Origin of the sequence: Halomonas chromatireducens (assembly GCF_001545155.1) — a bacterium.
Taxonomy (GTDB): Bacteria; Pseudomonadota; Gammaproteobacteria; order Pseudomonadales; family Halomonadaceae; genus Halomonas; species Halomonas chromatireducens.
On sequence record NZ_CP014226.1, the window covers coordinates 3,813,699 to 3,837,962 of the forward strand.

Sequence of the window (24,264 nt, forward strand, 5' to 3'; positions counted from 1 at the left end):
AGTTACTACCGATTTGTCGTCTAGCCTGACAGGTGCCAGCTCAGAAGAGCGAGGTGAAATAATGGAGGAACGACATGAAAAGGACAGCAATCGCTATCGCAGTAGGCGCACTGAGTGCCGGGCTTACCCACGGCGTCCTCGCCCAAGACCAAGACGAGGATACACAGCTGAGCCAACAGCAGCAGACGACTGAAGAGAACGCCCAGGATCGGGATGCACTCGATACCGATACTCAGGGCACAAACGATGAGACAGATATCCGGGTCGAGCAGGAGCCGGCCGAGATCGAGGTCGAGCAGGAGCCACCCGAGGTGACCGTCGAGCAGCAGGCCCCTGAAGTGACCATTGAGCAGCCCGATCCCAACGTCGAAATCGATCAGGCCGAACCGGAGGTCACCATCGAGCAACAGGGTGAAGCCGAGGTGCGTGTCGAAGGCGCAGACGAGGCTTCAGCCGAGATCCGCGACGACGAGCAGCGCGATGAAGATCGCGACCAGCGCGATGACGAAGAAATGTACGACGACCAGAACGGTCAGGATCGTGACGCTCAGGGCCAGGGCATCCAGGTCAGCGAGCTGGAAAACCGCGACCTCATCAATCAGGACGGTGAGGAGCTCGGCGACATTGAACGTGTGGTGCGCAACATCCAGAGCGGCGAAATCTACGTGATCGTTACGGAAGGCGGCTTCCTCGGCTTCGGCGAAGACGAGATGGCCTATCCGATCGAGAATCTCGAAATTCGCTCCGAAGGCGAAGTCGTTCTTCAGTCACAGAGCGGCGAACGTTCAGCCGACGAGTTCGACGATGACAACTTCGAGGAGCTGGATGGAGATGAAGAGATCAATATCAATCACATGAACTGATTGGCTTGGCTCTATATGGCCCCTCTGATCCCACGGGCCTAAGCAAAGAAGGCGTGGCGTGGCCGCGCTTTCTTTCGTGTCTGTTGTCAAGAAAAGGGCAGGCTTCCAGCTTGGCCGTCACATCGGCAACCCAGCGCCCCTGCGTTCGGGCCAGCTCCAGCTCATTCTCGGCGGGCTGTCTGGAACCATCTGCCCCGGCCAGCGTCTCGGCACCGTATGGCGAACCACCCTGCACTATTCCTCAGGCCAGCAAGCCAGGCCTCTGTCAACTGATTGCAATTGGATGTGGCTAAGGGCCGGGCCTAAACCAGCCAAACGACATCGCCTGTAAGGCGATGGGCCATTTCCCGACAGAAACCTCGTGAACGATTTATTGCGAGAGGAGAATATAGTGTCCCGACAAGCCGAGATGAGCCACGCGGCTTCCCCAGTAAAGGCATTTGCCAACCCCGCCGGCCAGGGCCGCACCGGGACCATGAGGCTTGAGCACCTGGACGGGCGATTGTAAGGTGACGGTGATCGCACCTCCATGACAGGAGCAAATCCATGACAATCTTCGAGGCACTTCGACAAGACCACGATATTCAACGCGATCTGCTCGCCCGTCTGATGGAGACACAGGGCGACAGCGAGGAACGGCATGCGCTGTACCGCCAGGTACGCGACGAATTGAAGCATCATGCCGCCGCCGAGGAGCGAGCCCTCTACATCCCCATGATGGCAATCGACCTGACCCAGGAAAAAGCGCGGCACAGCGTGGCGGAACACCACGACATCGACGAGATGATCGAAACGCTGGATGCCACCGACTACGCCTCCCCAGGCTGGCTGGCCAACGCCAAGAAGCTGAGCCACCTGGTGCTGCATCACCTCGATGAAGAAGAACAGGAAGTCTTCCAGCTAGCCGGGCGCGGCCTGGCCAGCGACCAGAAGACAGCGCTGGCCGATGACTATCGAGAGGAAATGGCCAGGCAGCGTGGTGCATGACGATCATGCGGCCCGACCGACGGCGCCTCGGCAACCCCTCGTCCTACCAGTGGCGCATGAGAACACCCCGAAGGCTGGATTGGATGTCCAGATGTCGGGCTGCTGCTGAAAACGGAATATGTCAGCAAAGGCTGATAACTACAGCGCAGAAAGCGTCTGCGTGGAGGAAAGCGAACGTTTTGTCCTCTCCGTTCGAATTCGTCAATTCATGACACGCCAGACCCCTTCGAGAATGCGCACCTTGCCGGCGGCGAGGTTGTCGCGCAGGTTGCGCCCCATGGTGGGAAACTCCTCCCCGAAAATCATCTCCGGGCCCGGCAGTCTGCGGCCCCTCTCGAGCGCCTCTTCAGTGCGGCTTTCGCGTTGGCTATGTACCTGCCGCCAGGCCAGCGCCGAATCGGTAACATCATCCACCCTAAGCGACTCAAAGCCGGATAGTGCCATAGCGCGCTCGAGTTGCTCACGGCTACGCAGGTGACTGGTGGCAGGCGTACGCGCCCAGGGAACGGGTAGAATCAGCGGCTCGGGATTGTCACCGGCCACGACCTCGTGCAGCAGCACGCATCCGCCCGGCACCAGCAAACGCCGCCACTCAGCCAGTACCCGCGGCACATGGGGCATGTTCATCAGCGCATGCTGGCACCACACCCAATCAACGCTTTCCGCTGCCAGCGACACGCTGGCAGCGTCGGCGCACATGAAACGGGTACGATCATCCAGGCCGGTGGCCTTGCTGAGCCAATCGGCCACTTTGACGAAGGCCGCCGTAATGTCGACACCCACCACCTTACAGCCGTACTCGGCTGCCAGCAGTCGGCTGGCGCCACCGGTGCCGCAACCAACGTCGAGAACCCGTTCGCCACCCCGAAGTCCACCCAGGGCCGCCAGGGCGCGGCTGGCGCTTCTCCCGCCAAGGTGGAGCTGGTCGATGCCGGCGCTGTCGTCCAGACTCAACTTGTCCGGGTCGCAGCCAGCCTCTACAAAGGCTTGCCGCAAGCGGTGCAATAAGGCATTGCTGTCCGGTTCGGTTTCGGCATCGTAGTGGGCGTTGAGCTGACGGACGTAGTCGCGGGAATCGTGACAGTATTCATCTGGCATGGCGGGCTCCTCGCCGTCAGGATGGAAAAGGTGCCAGCTTAGGCCCGGTCCGCTCGCATCCCCATTGCACCAAAGTCTGCATCAATGCCAATCAGCGAGGAAATATCATGCCCCTGTGGCTGAACCGTATCGCACCCCTGATACTCGCCGCTACCCTGCTTGGCGGGTGTGTCGGCACGCCCAAGGGCACACAGCCGGTTACCGGCTTCGAACTCGATCGTTACCTGGGCAAGTGGTACGAAATTGCCCGGCTCGACCACTCCTTCGAGCGCGGGCTGGACTGCGTCACCGCCGACTACTCCCTGCGCGATGACGGCGGTGTGCGAGTCATCAACCGCGGCGTGAACCTGGAAACCGGCGAGGAGGATGAGGCGGAGGGACGCGCCTACTTCGTCAGGGACGAGAGCGTAGCCCATCTCAAGGTGAGCTTCTTCGGGCCCTTCTATGGTGGCTACAACGTGCTGGTACTTGACGATGAATATCGCTGGGCGCTGGTCTCGGGCCCTACCCGCGAATACCTGTGGATTCTCGCCCGCCAGCCCGAACTCGACCCCGCCGTCTACCGCGAGCTGGTGAAGGATGCCGAACGCATGGCCTTCCCCGTGACTGAGCTGATCGAGGTTACACAGGGCGATGCCTGCAACGACCGGCGCTGAGCGCCAGTTTCAATATCGCACCCGGGCTTTCACCAGCCCGACGCTGGGGCTTGTGGGGAACGTTCATCAACGGGAAGGTAGCTCAGAATTCACGACACGAGCAGGGCGGTACCATGCTGGCGGATTGGATCGAGCTGAGTCTGGGGGGGACCATACCCACCGAGCGGGAGGGGCGCACGACAGGTGGGCGTTTCCTGCTTCATGCTCCGGGTATACTCGAGCTGATTCCCGACACGGCAGGCAAAGATGCCCAGGCCTGCGTTCTCTCCGCGGGCATTCACGGCAACGAGACGGCACCCATCGAGCTGCTCGGCAACTGCCTGGCCCGGATAGAGGCAGGACTCCTCGCGGTGGGCTCACCGGTGCTGGTGATTCTGGGCAACCTGGCATCGATTCGTAGCGGCAAGCGCTATGTCACCACCAACCTCAACCGGCTGTTTCGTCGAGAGTTGGACGAAGAGGGCATGGAACCCGAGCGAGCACGAGAGCTGATGAGCGCCGTCGATGGTTTCTTCGCGCGCCATGCACAGCTGCCCCGACTGCACTACGACTTGCATACGGCGATTCGTGACAGCCGTTATCCACGTTTCGTGGTCGAGCCTTTCGGCGAGACGCCCACCCTCCCCGAGCAATGGGCATGGCTGGCCGCGGCGGATATCCAGGCGGTACTGCACCAGCACCGCCACAGTTGGACCTTCTCCCACTACTCGAAGCATTATCACCAGGCCCAGGCCTTCACCCTGGAGCTGGGGCGCGCCCTGCCCTTCGGTCACAATGACCTGGCGGCCCTCGCCCCGATGGGCCGGCTGCTGGAAGAGCTGGTTGCCGGACGAAAGCCAGCCCAGGCACCGGCGGTACAGATGGCTTTCTTCCGCGTCGCCCATGAGCTGATGCGGGAATCCGAGTCGTTCCGGCTCTGCTTTGCCGACGATACGCCCAATTTCACCGAGTTCCCCCCCGGCACACGGCTGGCCGAAGACGACAAGGCAGGGCCCTTCATCGTCGGAGAGGCCCCTGTGAGCGTGGTGTTCCCCAACGCCAATGTCGAGCTTGGGGCTCGGGCAGCGCTGCTCGCGACCCGGACCGAGCAGCCTGTCTGACCGAGCGTTGCAATCCAGGGCATCGGAGCCAAATTCGCCTATTCGCAACATTATCAACAGTAAAAAAATCCGACATACAACAATAATCTGGAGCAATCTGATGACACACCACACCGACCCACACAACCAAGGTCGAATGGCACCCACCCCCGACCAGCCTGGTCAAAGCATCCTGGCCTGTTAGAATCGCCCCTTTTTCATACCGGCATGCTTAAACCGGCCAGTCGCCCCTGGCGACTCGTCCCGACCTGGAGCCCACCCATGGCCGATACCCCGATTCCTCTCGAAGTGCGCAACATCAAGAAGCGCTTCGGCGATACCGAAGTACTCAAGGGCCTTTCGCTGCAGGCCAGAAAAGGTGATGTCATTACCCTGATCGGGGCCTCAGGTTCCGGCAAGAGTACCTTTCTGCGCTGCATGAACCTGCTCGAACAACCCGACGACGGCGACTTGATCGTCCACGGCGAAGCGATACAGTTCAAGCAAACCCGCCAGGGGCGTGAGCCGGCCGACTGGAAGCAGGTGGTGCGGATGCGCGCCAAGCTGTCGATGGTCTTCCAGAGTTTCAACCTCTGGGCGCACATGACGCTGCTCGAAAACGTCATCGAGGCGCCGATTCATGTACTCGGCAAGCCGAAGAAGGAAGCCATCGAGCAAGGCCGTGCCCTGCTTGAACGGGTTGGCCTGACCGCAAGGGCGGATGCCTACCCGGCACAGATGTCCGGTGGCCAGCAGCAGCGCGGCGCCATTGCCCGGGCACTGGCCATGGACCCGGAGGTGATGCTGTTCGATGAGCCCACGTCGGCGCTGGACCCGGAGCTGGTCGGCGATGTGCTCAAGGTCATGCATGGCCTGGCCGATGAGGGGCGCACCATGGTGGTGGTCACCCATGAAATGGGCTTCGCCCGCGACGTCTCCAGTCAGGTGATCTACCTGCACCAGGGCCTGGTGGAAGAGGCAGGCCCCCCCCAGGAAGTGCTGGTCAACCCCACCTCGCCGCGGCTCAAGCAGTTCCTGGCGCCGAAGTACTGAGGAATTCCACCATGCTCGACCTACACGGCTATGGGCCCCGGCTACTGGAAGGCGCCGGCGTCACCATCCAGCTAGCGCTGCTGTCACTGATACTGTCCATTGTACTGGGGCTGATCACCGCCAGTGCCAAGATGTCGCGCAGCTGGCTGCTGCACAAGGTAGCCACGCTCTACACCACGGTGATTCGCGGCGTACCCGACCTGGTGCTGATGATGCTGCTGTTCTTCGGTGGCCAGATGGCATTGAACGTATTGACCGATATGATCTACGACCGCTTCGGCGTGGACTGGTATGTCAACCTCAATGCCTTTGCCGCCGGCGTACTCACCATCGGCTTCATCTTCGGCGCCTACATGGGCGAAACCTTCCGCGGCGCCTTCATGGCGGTGGATCACGGTCAGATCGAGGCCGGCAAGGCCTACGGCATGAGCCCCTGGCTGGTGTTCCGGCGAATTCGCTTTCCGCTGATGATGCGCCATGCCCTGCCCGGCCTCTCCAACAACTGGATGGTGCTGCTCAAGACCACCGCTCTGGTGTCGGTGATCGGCCTGACGGATATGGTGCGCGTCGCCGCCGAAGCCTCCCGCGCCACCCATGAGCCGTTCACCTTCCTGCTGCCGGTTGCAGCCGTCTACCTGTTGATCGCCAGCCTCTCGGAGTGGCTGTTCGTCCGGCTGCAGAAACGCTACAACGTTGGCTTCGGGGAGCACTGATATGGAATGGTTCAATGCGCTACTCGCCGACAATCGCATCTTCACGCCCAACACCATCGCCTTCTACTGGGAAGGCCTGGTAACCACCACTCAGTTGGTGTTCCTGTCGCTGCTGGTGGGGCTGGTGCTCGCTGTGCCGCTGGCCATCGGGCGTAGCTCCCGGCACCGCTGGATCAGCCTGCCGATCTACGTCTATACCTACGTCTTTCGCGGCACGCCGCTGCTGATCCAGCTTTATATCATCTACTACGGCGTCGTCTTCTTCGATGGCATCCAGGAAACCTTCCTCTGGCCGATGCTGAGGGAAGCGTTCTACCCGGCCCTGATCGCCTTCACGCTGAATACCGCGGCCTATACCACCGAGATCTTCCGCGGAGCCATCAAGGCCACCTCGCGCGGCGAGATCGAAGCGGCCAGGGCCTACGGCATGTCGCCGGGCTTGACGATGCGACGTATCATCCTGCCCAGCGCCTTTCGCCGGGCACTGCCGGCCTACGGCAACGAGGTGATCTTCATGCTCCATGCCAGCGCCATTGCCAGCGTGGTCACGCTGATGGACCTCACCGGCGCAGCCCGCTTCGTCTATGCACGCTTCTATGCGCCATTCGAGGCATTCCTGTTTGCTGCTGCAATCTATCTCTGCCTGACGTTCGCCATCCTGTTCTTCTTCCGTTGGCTGGAAAAGCGTCTGCTCGCCCACCTCCGGCCGCAGAGCGGCTGAAGTGGCAGCGTCAAACAGACGTTGGAAAATTCACGCCAAGAGGGTTTCGGCCCGGGCGTGGCTGCGCTAAATTCAGGCGCGACGTCACCGTAAAACGGTGTACGAAATGACAACAAGGAAGCCATTATGAAAAAACTGCTGACCGTCTCCCTCCTGGGCCTGGCCATTGCCGCCGGCACTGCCCAGGCACGTGACTACGACCATGTGCGCTTCGGCGTCGACATTCCCTACGAGCCGATGGAGTACCGTGATGCCGATGGCGAGCTGACCGGCTTCGACATCGACCTGGGCAACGCCCTGTGCGCCGAGATCGGTGTAACCTGCGAGTGGATCGAGCAGGAGTGGGACGGCATCATTCCCGGCCTGCTGGCGCGCAACTACGACGCCATCATGTCCTCCATGACCATCAATGACGAGCGCCGCCAGACCGTGCTCTTCTCCGATCCCTACATCACCATCCCCGGTGCCTGGTTCGCCCCCGCCGGCAGCGAGATCGAAGAGATCAATGAAGAGGCGCTGGCCGACAAGAGCATCGGCGTGCAGCGTGGTACCACCTTCGACAGCTACGTCACCGACAACTACGGCAGCGTAGCCAACGTTAGCCGCTACTCCACCGCCGACGACATGGTGCTGGATCTGCAGTCCCAGCGCCTGGACCTCGTCTTCCTGGAGTTCATCGTCGGCCAGGTCACGCTGCTCGAGAACCACGAGGGCGAATATCAGGTGGTCGGTGAAATGGTCACCGAGCCCGAGGAGTACTTCGGCGAAGGCTTCGGCATCGCCTTCCGTCCGCGCGACGAAGCGCTTGCGGAGCGCTTCAACGAAGCACTGGCCACCCTGAAGGAAGACGGTACCTACGACGAGATTTTCGAGCGCTACTTCGGCGAAGAGTAAGCCTGTTCGACGCTCCCGGCTCATCCGGGAGCGTCATCCCGTCCCTGCCTCCTGCACCGTCCCTGCCTCTCCGTTCTGGCGGGGCCTGGCCACTGCGTACCCCCAATCCCGGCATTCAGCGACGGGAAGACAACAACAAGGAACATCATCATGAAACGCTATCTTGGTATCACCCTGCTCGGCGCTGCCCTGGTGGCTGGCCCCGCCCAGGCCCGCGACAGCTACGATCACGTCCGCTTCGGCGTCGATGTACCCTACGAGCCGATGGAGTATCGTACGCCGGAAGGCGAACTGACCGGCTTCGATATCGACCTGGGTAATGCCCTGTGCGATGAGATGGGCATTACCTGCGAATGGGTCGAACAGCAGTGGGACGGCATTATCCCAGGCCTGATGGCACGCAACTACGACGCCATCATGTCATCCATGACCATCAACGAGGAGCGACGCGCCCAGGTACTGTTCTCCGATGCCTACTTCATGCCGCCCTCGGCCTGGTTTGGCCCGGCGGATAGTGATATCGACTTGCCTTCCGAGGAGACCCTGGAAGGCAAGACGCTGGGCGTGCAGCGTGGCACCCTGCAGGACAGCTATGCCACCGACTTCTACGGCGACGTTGCCACCATCCGACGCTACCCCACCGCCGACGACATGCTGCTGGACATGGAGTCGGGCCGTCTCGACCTGGTGTTCGTCAACTACCCGGTCGGCAAGACCACGCTGCTTGACAGCGAGCGTGGCGACTACCGGGTGGTAGGCGAGATGATTCGCGAACCGTACAAGTACTTCGGCGACGGTATCGCCATTGCCTTCCGTCCACGCGATGAGGCCCTCGCCGAACGCTTCAATGAAGCGCTGGCCACGCTGAAGGAAAACGGCACCTACGACGAGATCCATGACCGGTACTTCACCGATTGAACTCGTCACAAGGCCACGCCATTACGGTGGCGTGGCCGCTTGACAGGCCTGGCGTGTTCGCGCATGTTTGGCAGGTCGCCTTGAAAAGAGCGAGAGGTTCTTCCCATGATCATCAATGGTGGTTTCGTTGAGAGTTTCTATCTCAGCGAATGGTTCGACGAATAGCCCCCTTCCGGCCATCCCCTGGCCCGGCACGCCAGTGCCTCGTACTCTGCCGTACTCCGCGTGATCCAAGCCATGGCCCCGGCTAACGCCTGCCCATGACTGCGCTCCGTCGATAACGGCTCCGGCTTCACGGCCTATTCCCAGCAGCTCATCAACTGCCTACCAACAAGCACAAGCTGCCAGTGCGCAGCATTCATGGCCGATGGCATGCGCTAATGGCATGTACATTTGGCATGCACTAACGGAGATTCCCATGCGTCATACTTCCCTATTGCTGGCCGCCACGCTTGGCGCCGCCCTGGTTGCCGGTACCGCCCAGGCTCGTGACTACAGCGAAATCCGCCTCGGCGTCGACCTCCCCTACGAGCCGTTCATGTACCGCCAGGCCGACGGCGAGCTGACCGGTTTCGAGATCGAGCTGGGCGAAGCGGTGTGCGCCTATCTCGAAGCCACCTGCACTTGGGTGGAACAGGACTGGGACGGCATCATCCCCGGCCTGCTGGCACGCAACTACGATGCCATCATGTCATCGATGTCGATCAACGAGGAGCGTGCCCAGCAGGTACTCTTTTCCGACCCTTACTACACCACGCCCAGCGTCTGGGTAACTGCACTGGATCGGGAGATCGACATCGACGACCGCGCCAGTCTCGAGGGGCTGGTCGTGGGCGTGCAGCGAGCCACGCTCCAGGACAACTATGTCACCGAGCTCTACGGCGACGTGGTGGAGGTGCGCCGCTATACCGGTGGCAGCGAGGTGGTCACCGACATGCGTGCCGGCCGACTCGACTAGTGAGCTATTACGCTTTCTTTAAAGGATGGCTGCTTCTAAGCCAACCTCCTAGCTGTCTGAGCCTTCCCACATCGTTTCCCACTTAACCAGGATTTCGGGACCTTAGCTGACGGTCTGGGTTGTTTCCCTTTTCACGACGGACGTTAGCACCCGCCGTGTGTCTCCCACGCTTGCACTCACCGGTATTCGGAGTTTGCCTCGGGTTGGTAAGTCGGGATGACCCCCTAGCCGAAACAGTGCTCTACCCCCGGCGGTGATACGTGAGGCGCTACCTAAATAGCTTTCGAGGAGAACCAGCTATCTCCGGGCTTGATTAGCCTTTCACTCCGATCCACAAGTCATCCAAATCTTTTTCAACAGATCCTGGTTCGGTCCTCCAGTTGATGTTACTCAACCTTCAACCTGCTCATGGATAGATCGCCCGGTTTCGGGTCTATATCCAGCGACTGGTCGCCCAGTTAAGACTCGCTTTCGCTACGCCTCCCCTATTCGGTTAAGCTCGCCACTGAATATAAGTCGCTGACCCATTATACAAAAGGTACGCGGTCACAGAACAAGTCTGCTCCCACTGCTTGTACGCATACGGTTTCAGGATCTATTTCACTCCCCTCTCCGGGGTTCTTTTCGCCTTTCCCTCACGGTACTGGTTCACTATCGGTCAGCCAGGAGTATTTAGCCTTGGAGGATGGTCCCCCCATATTCAGTCAAGGTTTCTCGTGCCCCGACCTACTCGATTTCACGTGATCAGATTTTCGACTACGGGGCTATCACCCACTATGGCCGAGCTTCCCAGCTCGTTCGTCTAATCAGTCACACGCTTAAGGGCTGGTCCCCGTTCGCTCGCCGCTACTGGGGGAATCTCGGTTGATTTCTTTTCCTCAGGGTACTTAGATGTTTCAGTTCCCCTGGTTCGCCTCCCAACACCTATGTATTCAGTGTGGGATACCCAGCTTGTGCTGGGTGGGTTTCCCCATTCAGAAATGCCCGGGTCACAGGTCGTTTGCCACCTCGCCGAGCCTTATCGCAGGCTACCACGTCTTTCATCGCCTCTGGCTGCCTAGGCATCCACCGTATGCGCTTAATCGCTTGACCATATAACCCGAAAGGGTCTGGTCCGCGATTACTCACGACAATTGCCGGATACGCTTGAGACGTATCACGTTGTCCTTCCTTTTCAGGAAGAACTTGTCAGCATGATTCACATTGTTAAAGTCGGCGAGTTCGGCAGTCGGCAATTGGGCTTCCACCACGATATCGGCGCCACCGGCACAGCCGATGAAGACCTCCCCGCGGTCCTCCGAATCGAGATTGAGCAGCAACCGGCCTGATAGAGACACAGCGGCGTGGTGATGGTCCAGCCGGCCCCGGCACTGACCAGTCGCAGCACCGCAAAGGTATTGTCGAGATGCAGCCGGGCCGGCAGCTCCAGCTTGTTCAAGCGCAAATGGCGCTCGATGGCCTGGCCGATCAGCGACTGAGGCGTGTAGCGCACGAAGTCAAGCTGACGGGCGATCCAGCGAAGGTTGTCCAACGGCCCAGCCCAACCGAGCGGCATCACCAGCACGAAGGGCTCGCGTAGCAGGGAATGCCTTTCCAGTCCGTCGTAGTTCTCGAGCCGGTCGTCGGAGATGATGATATCCACATGGCGGGTCAGCAGAGCATGGCTGTGCATATGTGACAGCCCGGTGGTCAGCGTGTAATCGCGGGTATAGCGCCTGATCAGCTCGATCAGCGGCTGACCGACCGCGGTGGCCATGGAATCGACCAGTGCCAGGCGCACCTGGTGAAGCTGTCCGAAGGCGCCCGACACCAGCTCACGACGGGTGCTGCGCGCCTCCTCCAGCAGGCGCCGGGCACGATCATAGAAGAAGCGCCCCGCACTGGTCGGCTCCAGCGGTCTTGTATTGCGCTTGAACAGCGTCACCCCCATTCCCTCTTCGAGGTTGGCCAGGCTCTGGGACACCGAGGACTGCTTGAGCCCCAACCGCCTGGCCGCCGCACTCTGGCTTCCCTGTTCCAGTGTCTCGACGAAAATTTCCATGCTGCGGAGATCGAAACCGAAGCCACTGCGCATTGCCGTATTTCTCCATGCTCTGCCCCTTGTCGCCAGGAACTTGCCCGCTGCGTTCCGGTCATAAGAGCGTTGTTCTTATTGCTTTTTCGTCATCGACAGGGAGGTCAAGATGACCACACAGGCTGCCGCCAGCGCGGGGTCGGATCGCCCCGTTTCCACCTGGACCGCCTGGGGCCAGTGGCTGGCACTCGCCACCATGACCATCGATCATCTTACCCGCTACGTGCTGCCTGCAGGCTGGCAGCTCGACTGGGCAGGGTCGTCGATCGGACGTATCGCCTTCCCGCTCTTCGCCGCCATGGTCGCCTGGCACGGGCTGTTCAATACCCGCAACCCCCTGCGCTACGCCCGGCGTATCCTGGTGATCGGCCTGGTGGCCCAACTGCCCTACATGATGATGCCCCGGGCATCGGATGCCTTCATTCTCAATGTCTGCTTCACCCTGGCGCTGGGCCTGGCCTGGGGCACCTGGCTGCGCAGCCTGCTGGCGCGGTATCTGCAGGGTAAGTTGGATGTGACGCTGGCACTGGGTCTTGGCGTCTCTTTGCTGGGCTGGTATGTGGCCGGCAACTGGGTGGAATACGGGCACCGGGGCCTGCTGTTGATTCCGCTGCTCATGCTCGCCTTCCATCAGCTGCACGGCGCCGGCGAAGCGCTGGGGGAACGCCTGCTTGCCGTCACCCTGGCAGCACCGGTGCTGGTGGTGGCCGGGCTGATGAACAGCTCCGACATGGCCAAGTCCTTCACCGTGGCCACCTGCCTGGTGGTCCTGTGGCTCGCCGCCGGCGCCCACCGATTCACGCCGAGCGTTCCGAGCGCCATGCCACGCCGGCTGTGGCTGGCCTGGTACCCCGGCCATTTCATGCTGATCGCCGCCTGGCTCTGGGCAAGCGGTGGCCTGGGCTGATCAGTCGGTGATCTGACCGGAGCCGGCCGATTCCTGGCTGCGGGAGAGAAGCTGCTCCAGCAGCTCGATGGCCATGGGTCGATGGAAATGATAGCCCTGGAAGCGGCGACAGCCGCGAGCCAACAGGAAGTCCAGTTGGGCCTCATTCTCGACACCCTCGGCCACGACCTCGATACCGAGATGCTGCGCCATGGCCAGTATTGTCTCGACGATGGCGGCATCGTTGCTGTCGGAGTCGAGGTCACTGACGAAGCTACGGTCGATCTTCAATTCGTCCAGTGGAAGGCATTTCAAGTACGTCAGGGAAGAGAAACCGGTACCAAAATCGTCCAGCGCAAGATTGAGCCCCAGCCGCTTGAGCTGATGCATGCGGTCGACGGCTTCACCGAGACCGTCGATCATGATGCTCTCGGTCAGTTCAATGGTCAGCCGCGACGGGTCGATGCCATGGGTACCCAGAACCCAAGTCACGCCTTCGACGAATCCAGGCTGGGTGAAGTGCCGCACGCTGATGTTGACCGACAGACGAGGCAGCATTTCGGCCGGCAGCCGGGCCAACAACTCGCAGCAACTATCCAGCATCCAGGTCTCGAGCTCGACGATCAGGTCGCTCTCCTCGGCGATGGCAATGAAGACCTCCGGCGATATCCAGCCATGGACGGGGTGCTGCCAGCGCATCAGCGCCTCGACACCGAATATCCGCCCGTTCTGGTCCAGCTGGGGCTGGTATTGAGCAAAGAGCTGGTCTTCGGTCAGTGCGCTGCGCAGCGCCTGCTCCATCTCCAGCCGCCATGTGATCTGGGTCTGCATCGATGGTTCATAGCCGCAGACCTGTGCCCTGCCCTTGACCTTGGCTTGGTACATGGCGGTATCGGCATGCCGCAGCACATCGCCCACGTCCTCATCAACGGTAAGAGGAAAGAGGGTATAGCCGATGCTCGGTGTGACGCTGATCCGTTGGCCCGCGAGATCATAGACCTTGCGCAGTGAGGAGAGCAGCTCTCTCGCCATCTGCTCGGCCCGCACCAGCTCGGCCTCCCGGTCGCCCGACAAAGCCGGCACCAACACCACGAATTCGTCGCCGCTGAGGCGCGCCGCCATGTCCCCATCGCGCATGCAGACCAGCAGCCGCTTACTGAGCTGCCTGAGCAGCTCGTCACCGACGCTGTGACCCAGTGAGTCGTTGATCATCTTGAAGCGGTCGAGGTCGAGGAACATCACCAGACCCAGCCGGCCGTCATCGCGGCGATCCCGAATCGTGGACGCCAGGGTCTCTATCAACAGGCGGCGATTGGGCAGCTCGGTCAGCGGATCGAAGTAGGCTTGCCGATGGATGGTCTCTTCCGCTCGCTTGCGCTCGGTGAAATCCTCGATCAGCGCCACGCCGCCGACGATCTCACCTGCTTCATTGCGCAGCGCATTGTAGAAGGCACGAAGCGGCGTCTGCTTGCCGCTGAGAATGGCGCGATAGGTTCCTTCATAATAGCCGGTACCGCTGACCAGCGCCTGGCGGACCGCGCCGGATACCCGCTTGTCCTCCGCTTGCTCCAGCAGATTAAAGCCCTGCAGGCGCTCCCAAGTGGTTCCGAGAATTTCCAGACACTTCTCGTTGAAGTCGACGACCCGTCCCTCTCCGTCGAAGTGCATCACCCCCAGGGGCGTATGACGAAAGATGGCGCGATAGCGGCTCTCGCTCTCACGCAGCTGCGACTCCCGCGAGGTGACAGCCAGGCGCAGGGCGATATTATCGCTGATGATATGGTGAAGACGACGGCTGACCGTCAGCAGGAGCCCCAGAAACAGCACGACCATGGCAGAGAGTAACCAGGAGAACGGCGAGCCCTGGAACAGCAGCTGGCCCAGCAGTGGCAGCAAGGCGGGCAGGATGAAGACAGGGGCCACCCACCACACCGAAGAGAGCGTCGTCATGCCACCCGCGGCGACTCCGGTCAGCACGATGGTCAGGGCGGCGAGCTGTCCTTGATGCTCCATGGTGAACATCAGCAACCCCGCAGCGCCCCACACGGCGCCGGCAATCCCCGCCCCCCAGGCGAAACGCCGCAGCCAGCAACGCTGATGACGTCGGCTGGCCGGCTGGCGATGATAATACCAGGCAAGCCCCAGGCGACCCGAGGAGACGAAGACCAGTACAACCAGCCATCCGATCAGCAGAGTAGCCGGTAACAACGGCCACATGGCGGCGACCAGCAGGCACGCTCCCAACACGCTAGCCAGCACCGGTTGCCACAGCCGCTCGTAGAGCAGGCGAACCTGCTCGTGGACGAGCTGGCGGCACTGGGTGGAGACTGGCAGAGACGCACCGAAGAGCTCGCGACTCTCCGCCGGGGGAGGACTGGGCATGCGATCGTTCCGAATAGATGTATTCGTTGTGGCTCCTATCTTTACCGCATGCCGGCGGATTTGGCGAGGGAGCCGCCCTCAACGCAAGGCGCGAGGCGACTCCCTGTCATGATCAAGGCCAGGAGTAGACGCCTCGGTTCAAGGCATCGCGAATGGCCGATATCACCTTGTTACCACGCAGCGTGGCCCCACTGTAGCCATCGATGTCATCGACCATACGCTCGGGCTCGTAGAGCGCGAAGACGCGCGTCACGGGCTCGCCCTCGAGCCGCTCGGTGATCTGCTGGTGCTGCACCATAACCGGGTAGAGCTCGTCGCCCTCTTCCAGTGCCAGATAGTCCACCCCACGGTAGGCCAGGTGACGATAGCTGACATTCGACAGCCGACCGTCGCGCAGGTCGAACTGTACGTTGACCTGCATCTCGCCGCCGTCACTGAACACGCCGCGGTAGCGGCCATCCAACGGCAGGCCAAGCAGCGCTCGGTGCAGCCGTTCGTCATCGACAGGCGATAGGCGCGCCTCGTCAGTGTCGGTGTCCTGACTGACAGTATCGGACGGTTCGGTTGCGGCCTCGGACTCGAACGGCTCACCCTCCTCGTCCACCAGACGCCCGACCAGGTACTCCTCGAGCATACCGTCGGCCCGCGGGCTATGGGGCACGCCGGGACGCTTGTTGTCCCAGCCTTCGGTAGCCTCTCTGCCACACCACTCCAGCATTATCTCTTCGTCGGTAGGATGGTCGGGGATGTAGTCGGTGACGTCGTAGACCCTGCCATGAATGGCCTTCCAGCAGCTCTCGGCGCCATCGTGCTCGGCCAGCTCATCCAGGGTGATGGCATCCAGCTCATCGTCGGCGGCCTCGTCACGCTCGCCGCTCGATAACGCGTTGACCGAGACCATGGTGAAGAGGCTCGCCATGAAGGCAATGAAGGCGGAGTATGCAATCTTGTTGAGCGTCATAGAAAGTCGAAGACCTCGCTGTGAATACGTGAAGCGGGAATCCCCTGCCCGGCAAGCAGTTGCTTCAGGTGAGCATTCATGGCGGGAGGTCCACAGACATAGATCTCTCGCTCGGTAAAGTCGGGGCAGTGTTCACGCAGGTAGGCCTCGTCCAGCCGCCCACGTTCTCTGGAATAGTGCTGGCTGAAGGCAAAGGACTCATGGCCCGCGGCAATGCGCTCAAGCTCCTCCCGATAGTAGGCACGCTCCGGGCTGTTCGCGAGATAGAACAGGTGGACACGCCCATCGGTCAATCCTCGCTCGGCAATGTCGCGTGCCCCGCCCACAAAAGGGGTAATACCGATACCGCCACCGATCCAAAGCTGATCACGCTCTGGAAAGTGCCGGCCATAGAACTCACCGTAGGGGCCCTCGATCAGAATTCGGGTCTCCGGCTCCACCGTCTGCAGGGCATGGCTGGCGTCACCCAGGTCCTTGATGCCAATGCGCAGGCGAGAATCCGACGGCGCCGAAGCGATGGTATAAGGATGCTCCTCGCCGCGCCCGGCGGAAAGCCTCTCGTCCAGCGGCGTGAGGTAGACGAACTGCCCTGCCTCGTAGGCCATGGGCCGGCCCTCGGGACGCAATACCAGCTCGACCACGCCGCGCGCCAGCCGCTCTACCGCTTCGACACGGTAGGGATGCCGCGCCACACGCGGTGACACCAGCTTGCGCCAGACGATAGCGCCGATGCCGGCCAGCCCCAGCAGCCACCAAAGCGCTGATTCACCGGCCAGCAGCAAGGCATGCCCAAGCCCCAGCAGCAGCGCCACAGCCGACACCAGGTGCAGACGCTTCCAGCGCTGGTAGTGGGGCTGGCCGAAGAAGTCGAAGGTGGGCGCAAGGAAAATCACCATGGCCAGCCAGGCCAACCAACCCAGCCAGGTCGCGCCATGTGAAAGCGGCGGGAAAAGGGTCGCCACCGCTGCATCCAGGGAGGCCGGTACCGCCGCCAACCCCAATGCCAGGACATGTACCATCACCAAAATGAAGGCGGTGAAACCCAACCAATGGTGAAGCCGCCACAGCCGGGCTAGCCCGCCGAACCAGCGATCCGTACCCGGCAGGCGAATGCTCACCGCTGCCGCCAGCAGCATCATGGCCAACCCAAGGATGCCAGCTACTCGGCCCACCCAGGTCAGCCACAGCTCAGGTGGTCCACCGAGCCCCCCCAAGCGCGGCAGCGCCACCAACAGCGGCAGGATTATGAGGACGATCAGCAGCAGGTCACCATAGCGAGGTCGCAGGGGCATGCAGGGCTCCATCATGAACAGGCCCTATCAGTCTTGCTGACAATCCTCATTTCGCAACACCATCCCGCACTAACTTGCCCTTGAGTGATCCAGGTCAACACATCATGCCGCGACTCAACCACACTGAAAGCCTGGAAGGTCTCCCTGACGTCGATACGAATAACAACAACAAACCACACTCATAGACCGAGGAGCCTCCATGGCTAATAACAAGATAGGCCACAGGGTTTCGCCCTGGCTGGCGCTTGCGCTACCTGCCGCGCTGGCACTGACCTGGGCAACCCAGGGCAGCGGCGTGATCAAGAACGATCACGACCGCAATATCCACATTCCCGACGAGCTGACCATGCCGCTGCAGGTGCAGGTCGCCTACAACGATGACGAGGTTTTCTTCCGCTATCGTTGGCCCGCCGAACAGGCCTATGTCTACCATGACATGCTGCGCTACGAAGATGGCGTTTGGCATCGTCATGGCGCCTCGCCCATCGGCTCGGATCCGGACAACGCCTACGAGGACCGGGTCACCATGCTGGTGGACGATGGCAGCGTTCCCGAGTTTGGCCGCTATGGCGGCTACATCACCGTTGGCAGCGGCATGCGTTACTTTCCCGATGTAGCCGGTGCGCAAGAGGTGCGTGATCACCCTCACCTCGGCGAGGCCCTGGGTCGCAGCGATGTCCGCAAATATCTACCGGCCACCCGTACCGACCAGAATGACTGGCGCAGCGTGGTCAATGCGGATCTGCTAAGCGCCCAGCGCGAGGCAGGATACTTCCTCGACCTGTGGCACTGGCGAGCAGGACGCTCCAACCCAGTCGGCATGGCCGACGATAATTGGGTCGGCGAATACCGTAACAGCGATGCCGGCCGGGGTGCCTTCACTACCAACTGGGATGGTGAAAACGCACAGCCCAACTGGATGTTCGACCCCGATGCGGTAGCTATACACGCCTTGCGCTGGGAAGATATCGCCGCGAACCGCTTCGACTTCGATGGCCTCTACTATCTGGCAGAGGACTTTGCCGTGGAATTCGACCCCGACCATGACTGGCAAAACGGCGACGTCATTCCCCGCCGTCTGCTGCGCCAGCCCGAGGGTTCCCGTGCGGCAATTCGGGTCCACGGAGATGCCCGCTGGGCTGATGGTCATTGGGACGTAACCCTGGTGCGCGCCATGGATACGGGAAGCCCGCTTGACGACAAGGCGTTCCGCGAACAGGGACGCTACGATCTAGGTATCGCCGTGCATCGGAATGCTACCGGCAGCCGCTGGCACTATGTCTCGCTACCCTACTCGCTTGGCTTTGGTCGCGAAGCGGATATCCAGGCCCAGCGCCTGAATGGCAGTGAGCCCGACTGGTCCGGTGACTGGACCGACATTACCCTGCTCTATCCCGGCCAGGTCAATTGGCCACTGCTGATCAGCGATGCCCATGCCGGCGCCAAGGATATCGCCGACGGCACCGCGGTACGTGCCCGCCATAACGAGAAGCAGCTGGCTTACTACGGCATGGAGATGGAGTTCAACGGCCCCATCACCGCACGCTGGGGGCTGACGCTCTTCACCGGTCTGTTCCTGATGCTGGGCATGACTCTCGCTCTGCTACCTGCCTTTCGCTCCAATCAAAAGGGAGACCTCTAATGGCTGCCATGCATCATATGCTCGTGCATTTTCCACTGGCGTTCTGGTCGCTCTCCATCCTGATGATTCTACTCGGGGCACTGGCCAAGGGGCATATCGCTGAGCTGAGTCGAGCTGCACTGCTGCCGGTACTGGCAATCAGTGTACTGAGTGGCCTGGTAGCCATTGTCAGCGGGCTGATAGTCTGGCCGATGCAGGCCAATATCACCAGCCCGCTGGCCCGCAACCATATCCTGATGGCCTTTTGGTCGCTGGGCATCTTCACCATGCTCACGGTGCTGGTGTGGCGTGCCGGAGATTCTGCCTTCGAAGGGAGCCGTCGTTGGGCCCTGGTGATCCTGGCACTGACCGGAGGCCTCATGTTCGCCGCCGCCGGCACACTGGGTGGACATATGCTCGGCGAGGCCACCCCCTGGTCCGCAGTCCTTGGCCTGCTCGGCTGGAACGTCTACACCACCTATTACACACCCTACTGGGTGCTCCTGCTGATGCTGCTGGCAGGATTGGGAGGCATCTACCTCTGGCTCCGGGCATCAGGTCGCCTGGAGCCCGGTAAAGCTACGCTCCGATAACCATTGAACCGCAACCATCAAGGGCCCCAAACGGGGCCCTTGTCGTTAGGGAGGCGCCTCTCCGCCTTGGACGCGCAGCTTTCAGCTTGCTTGGAGTGGCCGTCCGCGAAATAAAGCGGGCCCCGTTGCGTTACGTCACCGGTTGCGCTGACGTTACGAGTCCTCGAAGCTGAAGCGCGGCTCCGGCGCTTCGGGCAGCAGGCAAGCGCAGGCATGCACCTTCTCGAGCAGCTCGGCATGGGTCGGCGCCAGCAGGTTGACGTGGGCGAGCTTGCGGCCGGGGCGCTCGCTCTTGTCGTAGCGGTGCAGGTGAGCGTCTTCGATGGCGAGTATCGCCGCCGCGTCGCCCTCCTGGCCGATCACGTTGACCATGCAGGTGGGCATGCGCGCCGAGGTGTCGCCCAGCGGCAGGCCCTGGATCGCCCGCAGGTGGTTCTCGAACTGGCTGGTCACCGCGCCGTCCATGGTCCAGTGGCCGGAATTGTGTACCCGCGGCGCCATCTCATTGGCCAGCAGCTGGCCGTCACGGGTCTGGAACAACTCCAGGGTCAACACGCCGACATAGTCGAGTTCGTCGAGCAGTGCGCGAATATAGCCATCCGCGGTCTGCTGCACGGTCTCGTCGAGATCAGGCATTGGCGCCAACGAATAGCGCAGAATGCCATCGACATGCAGATTCTCGGCCATGGGGTAGAAGGCCACGTCGCCCTCGCGGCCACGCACGGCGATGATCGAAACCTCACGCACGAAATCGACGAATGCCTCGACGACCAGTTGGGGATGATTGATGCTGCGCCAAGCATCGACGGCCTCGGCCGGGTCGCGTAGCACCGCCTGGCCCTTGCCGTCGTAACCCTCGGTGACCGACTTGGCCACCACCGGAGCACCCAACTCGCGGGTCGCCGCCTCGAGCTCCTCGGCGCTCTGCACCAGGCGATAGGCCGGGGTGGGAATGCCCAAGCGGTCGAACAGTGCCTTCTCCTGAGCACGGTTCTGGCAGATCCGAATCGCCTCGCTGGACGGATAGACCGGCCTGAGTTCTTCGATGGCCTGGACAAGCGCAACGGGCAAATGCTCGAACTCGTAGGTGACGAGATCAACCTTGTCCAGGAAGTCGTCGAGATGGTGCTGATCCGTATACACCATCACATCACCGATGCCCGCGCTGGGATGGCCGGTGGTATCGAGAAAGGTAAAACGATTGGCCAGGGGATAGCCGGCCAGGGCCAGCATGCGGCCAAGCTGGCCGGCACCGAGCACACCGATGTTCATGTCGCTTACTCCTCTCGCAGGCTCATTCGGCTCTCGCTGACTCATTCGGAGCGAGGGTCGGGGTTGTCGAGCACCGTCTGGGTCTGTTCGGCTCGGAAGGCCTCGACGGCAGTACGCACCGACTCATCCTGCAGTCCGACGATCTGCGCTGCCAGCAGGCCGGCATTGGTGGCCCCCGCCTTGCCGATGGCCAGGGTCCCCACAGCGATCCCGCCCGGCATCTGAACGATGGAAAGCAGCGAATCCAGGCCCTTGAGCGCCTTGGATTCCACCGGCACGCCCAGCACCGGCAGCGCCGTCTGGGAGGCCACCATGCCCGGCAGGTGAGCCGCACCACCCGCGCCGGCGACGATCACCTGCAGGCCGCGTTCGGCGGCACCCTTGGCGTAGTCGAACAGCAGGTCAGGCGTGCGATGCGCGGAAACCACGCGGGTCTCGCAAGCCACGCCCAGGCGCTCGAGCATCGCCACGGCGTGCTCCATGACCGGCCAGTCGGACTTGGACCCCATGATCACGCCTACGCGTGGCTGCTGGTTGGACTGCATGTGCGGCTCCCGGAAGTGGTGCAGAAATGCGAAGGGCAGGTATTCTAACGGCGCCCGCAGGCGCCGTCATCTTGACCATTCGAACAATAGGCGGCCCGTCAGGCCGCCTATCGCCCGTCAACCGCTGCGGACGCCGGCGGCGGCCATCTCCCTCCGATGGGCAACCCAGTTCCCACCGATGGCCAGGGCCATGATCGCCACACCCGCGATTTCTGCGGTCAGATCTGGATAGAACACCGCCACGATAGCCGGCACAATGGCCACCCGCGACAGCAACGACATGCGGGTGAAGAGATACCCTTCCAGTGCAGCCGCAAAGGCACAGAGCGCCAGGATCGCAATCACCCCGTTCCAGACCACCACCGGCACCGGGCCACCGACAATGATCTCCGGATTGAAGACCATGAACATCGGGATCAGGTAGAGACCCTTGGCAAACTTCCAGGCCTGGAAACCGGTTTCCATTGGTTTGCTGCCGGCAATGGCCGCCCCGGCGAAGCCCGCCAGGGCGATGGGTGGCGTCACGTTGGAATCCTGGGAGTACCAGAACACCACCAGGTGTGCGATCAGCAGCGGAATACCGAACTCCGCGGTGAGCGCCGGGCCCACCAGCACGATCAGCACGATGTAGCTGGCGGTCACCGGCAACCCCATGCCCAGGATCAGGCTCGCCAGCAGCACCATCAGCAGCGCCAGCACGATGTTGCCACCGGAGAAAGCCATCATCATGGAGGAGAACTTCAGACCCAGGCCGGTAAGCCCGACCACACCAACGATGATGCCGGCCACCGCACAGGCCATGGATACCGCTACGGCATTGCGCGCACCGAGCTCGAGTCCCTGGACCAGCTTGACCAACCCGGCCCAGAGCATAAGCTTGATACTGGTGAGCGTTACCGACTGGCCCTGCTGAGGGGCAACGAAGAAGAACCACAGCGCATAGCGCAGCACGGCGACCACCACCATGGTGATCACCGCATAGAAGCCTACCCGCATTGGCGACATGTTCATCACCAGCAGCCAGACCAGCACCCCCAGCGGCAGCAGGAAGTGCCAGCCGTCCCGCATCACCTGGCGCATTTGCGGCAGCTCGGAACGCGGCAGCCCCTGCATGCCCTGCTTCAGCGCGATGATATGCACGAAAAGATAGACGGTGGCGAAGTACATGATCGCCGGCAAAATGCTGACCTTGACCACCTCGAGATACGGCGTATTGGTGTACTCGGCGATCAGGAAAGCGCCCGCCCCCATCAGCGGCGGCATGATCTGTCCACCGGTGGAGGCCGCTGCCTCGATGCCACCCGCCTGGTGCGGCTTGTAGCCCAGGCGCTTCATCAGCGGAATAGTGAAGGCGCCGGTGGTCACCACATTGGCGATGGCGCTGCCCGAAATCGACCCCATGCCGGCAGAAGCGATGACCGCAGCCTTGGCCGGACCACCCCGCTGGCGACCGGTCGCGGCATAGGCCATGTCAATGAAGAACTTTCCGGCGCCGGTGCTCTCGAGAAAAGCACCAAACAGCACAAAGATAAAGATATAGGTGGCTGCCACACCCAGCGGCAGGCCGAAGATCCCTTCCTGTCCCAGGTAGAGCTGTCCGGCAACCCGATCCAGGTTGTAGCCACGGTGTTCGAGGATGCCCGGCATGAACTGCCCCAGCCAGGGCAGCTCACCGCGAGGGCCGGCGAAGGCGTAGACAATGGCCAGGGCGCCAATCAGCGTCATGCCGAAGCCCACCGCTCTACGGCTGGCCTCCAGCACCGTCAACGTGGCGATACAGCCGACAAGGATATCGGTCTGGCTCCAGAAGCCCGCGCGGCTGATGATCTCGTCCAGGTAGAGCACCAGATAGCCACCCGTGACCAGGGCGCCGGCGAAGAACATGGCATCGATGAGCCAGCCCAGGATACCGCGTTTGCGGCCGGGCCCGAACACCGGAAACATCAGGAAAGCCAGCATCATGATCAGCATCAGGTGGATGCTGCGCTGGTAGAAGAGGCCCAGCGGCTGGATGCCCGCCGAGTAAAGCTGGAAGAGGGAAAGCCCCACCGCCACGATGGTGATCAACCACAGGACGAAGCGGGGCTGGATGGCGTTGCCACCCGGCATCACCACCGGTGGGTTTGTGGACTCGCTCATGGATTCCTCGTCAGACGTCGTCTGGCTAGCTCAGTTGTCGAGCATGTTGAGTTGAATGGTGACACGCTGGCCCGCGGCTATATCGCTGAGGCTGATCCGGTTTGTCTCACCGTCGCGCTGCCATACTAAACGATGATCGACCTCAGGTGAGCCAACGCGCAAGACATAGCGGTTGCCGGGTACGGGTTCGTGGATATTCTCGATCCAATAGCCGCCCTTCCCGTCGGAGACCTGCTCACCCCGCCCCTGGGAGTGTCCGAGGCCCGCGGCAAAATCGGGCTGATGGCTGCGCTCGAGCTCCATCCGGCCCTGGTGATGTCGATAGCAGTCGAGTACCGGGAAATGCCTGACGGAGTGGTTCCAGCCCAGGCACCAGCGGTCACCCTCCGGCATCGGGACGCGCAACAGCAACTCATCCTCGACGCTTCGCACCTCGAGCCACTGGCCACCAGCTGCCACTGCCGGGCCAAACCATAACGCCCACAGCATCAGGGCGGACAACGTGGTCCGCCCTGATGCCATGGCTTGGCGCACTCCGGGACGCATGGTTTCCTGTCCC

The 24,264-nt window shown here is 61.8% G+C and carries 20 protein-coding genes, 3 pseudogenes and 2 other annotated features; of the genes and pseudogenes, 13 read left to right on the forward strand and 10 right to left on the reverse strand.

Features of this window, described 5'->3' with window-relative positions; translation table 11 throughout:
• The first annotated feature begins 74 nt into the window (after window positions 1-74).
• Window positions 75-863, forward strand: coding sequence for a DUF6470 family protein (locus LOKO_RS17680; RefSeq protein ID WP_066452005.1), 789 nt, complete (start codon window positions 75-77; stop codon window positions 861-863).
• Window positions 864-969: 106 nt separating this feature from the next.
• Here LOKO_RS17680 and LOKO_RS20340 read toward each other — a convergent pair.
• Window positions 970-1,098 (reverse strand): annotated as a pseudogene (locus LOKO_RS20340) (NAD(P)H:quinone oxidoreductase); the annotation flags it as partial.
• A gap of 311 nt (window positions 1,099-1,409) precedes the next feature.
• On the opposite strand from LOKO_RS20340, the gene LOKO_RS17685 reads away from it, so the two are divergent.
• Entirely contained in the window at window positions 1,410-1,850 is a 441-nt protein-coding gene (locus tag LOKO_RS17685) for a hemerythrin domain-containing protein (protein WP_066452006.1), read from the forward strand.
• A gap of 201 nt (window positions 1,851-2,051) precedes the next feature.
• On the opposite strand, the gene LOKO_RS17690 is transcribed toward LOKO_RS17685, so the two are convergent.
• Window positions 2,052-2,948, reverse strand: coding sequence for a class I SAM-dependent methyltransferase (locus tag LOKO_RS17690; protein WP_066452007.1), 897 nt, complete (start codon window positions 2,946-2,948; stop codon window positions 2,052-2,054).
• Window positions 2,949-3,055: 107 nt separating this feature from the next.
• On the opposite strand from LOKO_RS17690, the gene LOKO_RS17695 reads away from it, so the two are divergent.
• The 8 genes and pseudogenes from LOKO_RS17695 to LOKO_RS20770 all read left to right on the forward strand — a co-directional run.
• On the forward strand, window positions 3,056-3,604 hold the full coding sequence (locus LOKO_RS17695; RefSeq protein ID WP_066452008.1) for a lipocalin family protein: 549 nt from the start codon (window positions 3,056-3,058) through the stop codon (window positions 3,602-3,604).
• Between the two features lie 113 nt (window positions 3,605-3,717).
• Entirely contained in the window at window positions 3,718-4,704 is a 987-nt protein-coding gene (locus tag LOKO_RS17700) for a succinylglutamate desuccinylase (protein WP_066452009.1), read from the forward strand.
• A gap of 261 nt (window positions 4,705-4,965) precedes the next feature.
• On the forward strand, window positions 4,966-5,736 hold the full coding sequence (locus tag LOKO_RS17705; protein WP_066452010.1) for an ABC transporter ATP-binding protein: 771 nt from the start codon (window positions 4,966-4,968) through the stop codon (window positions 5,734-5,736).
• Between the two features lie 11 nt (window positions 5,737-5,747).
• Window positions 5,748-6,449: an ABC transporter permease gene (locus tag LOKO_RS17710; protein ID WP_066452011.1), complete on the forward strand. Its 702-nt coding sequence runs from the start codon at window positions 5,748-5,750 to the stop codon at window positions 6,447-6,449.
• A gap of 1 nt (window position 6,450) precedes the next feature.
• Window positions 6,451-7,170 (forward strand): ABC transporter permease, encoded by a 720-nt coding sequence (locus LOKO_RS17715; RefSeq protein ID WP_066452012.1) that lies wholly within the window; start codon window positions 6,451-6,453, stop codon window positions 7,168-7,170.
• Between the two features lie 126 nt (window positions 7,171-7,296).
• Entirely contained in the window at window positions 7,297-8,064 is a 768-nt protein-coding gene (locus LOKO_RS17720) for a transporter substrate-binding domain-containing protein (protein WP_066452013.1), read from the forward strand.
• Between the two features lie 150 nt (window positions 8,065-8,214).
• Window positions 8,215-8,982 (forward strand): transporter substrate-binding domain-containing protein, encoded by a 768-nt coding sequence (locus tag LOKO_RS17725; RefSeq protein ID WP_066452014.1) that lies wholly within the window; start codon window positions 8,215-8,217, stop codon window positions 8,980-8,982.
• Between the two features lie 418 nt (window positions 8,983-9,400).
• A pseudogene (locus LOKO_RS20770) lies at window positions 9,401-9,760 on the forward strand (transporter substrate-binding domain-containing protein); the annotation flags it as partial.
• A gap of 78 nt (window positions 9,761-9,838) precedes the next feature.
• Window positions 9,839-10,509, reverse strand: a sequence feature (23S ribosomal RNA rRNA prediction is too short).
• A 7-nt stretch (window positions 10,510-10,516) separates the two neighbouring features.
• Window positions 10,517-11,018, reverse strand: a sequence feature (23S ribosomal RNA rRNA prediction is too short).
• A gap of 276 nt (window positions 11,019-11,294) precedes the next feature.
• Here the strand turns inward: LOKO_RS20770 and LOKO_RS17735 are convergent.
• Window positions 11,295-12,014 (reverse strand): annotated as a pseudogene (locus tag LOKO_RS17735) (LysR family transcriptional regulator); the annotation flags it as partial.
• 109 nt (window positions 12,015-12,123) lie between these two features.
• On the opposite strand from LOKO_RS17735, the gene LOKO_RS17740 reads away from it, so the two are divergent.
• Entirely contained in the window at window positions 12,124-12,921 is a 798-nt protein-coding gene (locus LOKO_RS17740; RefSeq protein WP_066452015.1) for a TraX family protein, read from the forward strand.
• Here LOKO_RS17740 and LOKO_RS17745 read toward each other — a convergent pair whose 3' ends face one another.
• The 3 genes from LOKO_RS17745 to LOKO_RS17755 all read right to left on the reverse strand — a co-directional run bounded on the left by LOKO_RS17745 (window position 12,922) and on the right by LOKO_RS17755 (window position 17,535).
• Window positions 12,922-15,282: a putative bifunctional diguanylate cyclase/phosphodiesterase gene (locus LOKO_RS17745; RefSeq protein WP_066452016.1), complete on the reverse strand. Its 2,361-nt coding sequence runs from the start codon at window positions 15,280-15,282 to the stop codon at window positions 12,922-12,924.
• A gap of 112 nt (window positions 15,283-15,394) precedes the next feature.
• Window positions 15,395-16,243 (reverse strand): cytochrome b5 domain-containing protein, encoded by an 849-nt coding sequence (locus tag LOKO_RS17750; protein WP_066452017.1) that lies wholly within the window; start codon window positions 16,241-16,243, stop codon window positions 15,395-15,397.
• Window positions 16,240-17,535 carry a ferredoxin reductase family protein gene (locus tag LOKO_RS17755; protein ID WP_066452018.1) on the reverse strand — a complete coding sequence of 432 codons (1,296 nt, stop codon included), beginning with the start codon at window positions 17,533-17,535 and terminating at the stop codon, window positions 16,240-16,242. The genes LOKO_RS17750 and LOKO_RS17755 overlap by 4 nt, the downstream gene beginning before the upstream one ends.
• A 199-nt stretch (window positions 17,536-17,734) precedes the next feature.
• Here LOKO_RS17755 and LOKO_RS17760 point away from each other — a divergent pair, with 199 nt between their 5' ends.
• Both LOKO_RS17760 and LOKO_RS17765 read left to right on the forward strand, forming a co-directional pair.
• Window positions 17,735-19,177: an ethylbenzene dehydrogenase-related protein gene (locus tag LOKO_RS17760; RefSeq protein ID WP_066452019.1), complete on the forward strand. Its 1,443-nt coding sequence runs from the start codon at window positions 17,735-17,737 to the stop codon at window positions 19,175-19,177.
• Window positions 19,177-19,749, forward strand: coding sequence for a DUF2231 domain-containing protein (locus tag LOKO_RS17765; protein ID WP_066452020.1), 573 nt, complete (start codon window positions 19,177-19,179; stop codon window positions 19,747-19,749). Before LOKO_RS17760 ends, LOKO_RS17765 begins: the two co-directional genes overlap by 1 nt.
• Before the next feature lie 153 nt (window positions 19,750-19,902).
• On the opposite strand, the gene LOKO_RS17770 is transcribed toward LOKO_RS17765, so the two are convergent.
• From LOKO_RS17770 to LOKO_RS17785, 4 genes are all read right to left on the reverse strand, one after another.
• Entirely contained in the window at window positions 19,903-21,021 is a 1,119-nt protein-coding gene (locus tag LOKO_RS17770; protein ID WP_066452021.1) for a 5-(carboxyamino)imidazole ribonucleotide synthase, read from the reverse strand.
• Window positions 21,022-21,062: 41 nt separating this feature from the next.
• Window positions 21,063-21,566, reverse strand: a complete 504-nt coding sequence (gene purE / locus LOKO_RS17775) for a 5-(carboxyamino)imidazole ribonucleotide mutase (RefSeq protein ID WP_066452022.1) — start codon at window positions 21,564-21,566, stop codon at window positions 21,063-21,065.
• 117 nt (window positions 21,567-21,683) lie between these two features.
• Window positions 21,684-23,705, reverse strand: coding sequence for a TRAP transporter permease (locus LOKO_RS17780; protein WP_066452023.1), 2,022 nt, complete (start codon window positions 23,703-23,705; stop codon window positions 21,684-21,686).
• Window positions 23,706-23,735: 30 nt separating this feature from the next.
• Window positions 23,736-24,227, reverse strand: coding sequence for a DUF1850 domain-containing protein (locus LOKO_RS17785; RefSeq protein ID WP_083517453.1), 492 nt, complete (start codon window positions 24,225-24,227; stop codon window positions 23,736-23,738).
• Window positions 24,228-24,264 lie beyond the last annotated feature (37 nt).

Bases quoted from the DNA above. Each gene is read 5' to 3' on its own strand.
- LOKO_RS17765 (WP_066452020.1), top strand. From the start codon at position 19,177: ATGGCTGCCATGCATCATATGCTCGTGCATTTTCCACTGGCGTTCTGG.
- LOKO_RS17705 (WP_066452010.1), top strand. From the start codon at position 4,966: ATGGCCGATACCCCGATTCCTCTCGAAGTGCGCAACATCAAGAAGCGC.
- LOKO_RS17755 (WP_066452018.1), bottom strand. From the start codon at position 17,535: ATGCCCCTGCGACCTCGCTATGGTGACCTGCTGCTGATCGTCCTCATA.
- LOKO_RS17745 (WP_066452016.1), bottom strand. From the start codon at position 15,282: ATGCCCAGTCCTCCCCCGGCGGAGAGTCGCGAGCTCTTCGGTGCGTCT.
- LOKO_RS17725 (WP_066452014.1), top strand. From the start codon at position 8,215: ATGAAACGCTATCTTGGTATCACCCTGCTCGGCGCTGCCCTGGTGGCT.
- LOKO_RS17780 (WP_066452023.1), bottom strand. From the start codon at position 23,705: ATGAGCGAGTCCACAAACCCACCGGTGGTGATGCCGGGTGGCAACGCC.
- LOKO_RS17720 (WP_066452013.1), top strand. From the start codon at position 7,297: ATGAAAAAACTGCTGACCGTCTCCCTCCTGGGCCTGGCCATTGCCGCC.
- purE (WP_066452022.1), bottom strand. From the start codon at position 21,566: ATGCAGTCCAACCAGCAGCCACGCGTAGGCGTGATCATGGGGTCCAAG.
- LOKO_RS17715 (WP_066452012.1), top strand. From the start codon at position 6,451: ATGGAATGGTTCAATGCGCTACTCGCCGACAATCGCATCTTCACGCCC.
- LOKO_RS17700 (WP_066452009.1), top strand. From the start codon at position 3,718: ATGCTGGCGGATTGGATCGAGCTGAGTCTGGGGGGGACCATACCCACC.
- LOKO_RS17740 (WP_066452015.1), top strand. From the start codon at position 12,124: ATGACCACACAGGCTGCCGCCAGCGCGGGGTCGGATCGCCCCGTTTCC.
- LOKO_RS17680 (WP_066452005.1), top strand. From the start codon at position 75: ATGAAAAGGACAGCAATCGCTATCGCAGTAGGCGCACTGAGTGCCGGG.
- LOKO_RS17690 (WP_066452007.1), bottom strand. From the start codon at position 2,948: ATGCCAGATGAATACTGTCACGATTCCCGCGACTACGTCCGTCAGCTC.
- LOKO_RS17685 (WP_066452006.1), top strand. From the start codon at position 1,410: ATGACAATCTTCGAGGCACTTCGACAAGACCACGATATTCAACGCGAT.
- LOKO_RS17760 (WP_066452019.1), top strand. From the start codon at position 17,735: ATGGCTAATAACAAGATAGGCCACAGGGTTTCGCCCTGGCTGGCGCTT.
- LOKO_RS17695 (WP_066452008.1), top strand. From the start codon at position 3,056: ATGCCCCTGTGGCTGAACCGTATCGCACCCCTGATACTCGCCGCTACC.
- LOKO_RS17785 (WP_083517453.1), bottom strand. From the start codon at position 24,227: ATGGCATCAGGGCGGACCACGTTGTCCGCCCTGATGCTGTGGGCGTTA.
- LOKO_RS17770 (WP_066452021.1), bottom strand. From the start codon at position 21,021: ATGAACATCGGTGTGCTCGGTGCCGGCCAGCTTGGCCGCATGCTGGCC.
- LOKO_RS17710 (WP_066452011.1), top strand. From the start codon at position 5,748: ATGCTCGACCTACACGGCTATGGGCCCCGGCTACTGGAAGGCGCCGGC.
- LOKO_RS17750 (WP_066452017.1), bottom strand. From the start codon at position 16,243: ATGACGCTCAACAAGATTGCATACTCCGCCTTCATTGCCTTCATGGCG.